This window comes from Burkholderia sp. 9777_1386 (assembly GCF_015712265.1).
Lineage (GTDB): Bacteria > Pseudomonadota > Gammaproteobacteria > Burkholderiales > Burkholderiaceae > Burkholderia > Burkholderia cenocepacia.
Map to the genome: position 1 here is coordinate 1 of NZ_JACCQB010000150.1, position 413 is coordinate 413.

Here is a 413-nt window from a genome sequence, read left to right on the forward strand (position 1 = left end):
ATCATGGGCTACGATGAAACCCGCGACCGTCAGCTGTTCGAAGACAGCGCCATGTCGCAGCAGCCCACTGTGTCAGACCGGCTGCGCTGGCTGCTACAGACCTTTAAGTATCAGAAAAATATTCGTATTCATGCCTTTAACGAAGAGGGCATGGAGCCGTATCCGCACGGCTGGGACGTGTGGAGCAACGGTGTAAAAACCTTTATGGAAGACAAGGGGATTGCGCCGAACTGGATCTACACCTCTGAAGAGTCCGATGCGCCGCAGTTCCGCGAGCATCTGGGCATCGAGACGGTGCTGATCGATCCGAAACGCACCTTTATGAACATCAGCGGGGCGCAGATCCGCGAAAACCCGTTCCGCTACTGGGATTATATTCCGACCGAAGTTAAGCCGTTCTTTGTGCGTACGGT

At 54.5% G+C, this 413-nt stretch carries 1 protein-coding gene; it reads left to right on the top strand.

Translation table 11 applies throughout. The features are described 5' to 3' along the window. The coding region (nadR, locus tag H0X91_RS34785; RefSeq protein ID WP_196433830.1) for a multifunctional transcriptional regulator/nicotinamide-nucleotide adenylyltransferase/ribosylnicotinamide kinase NadR at positions 1–413 on the top strand (413 nt) is incomplete at both ends.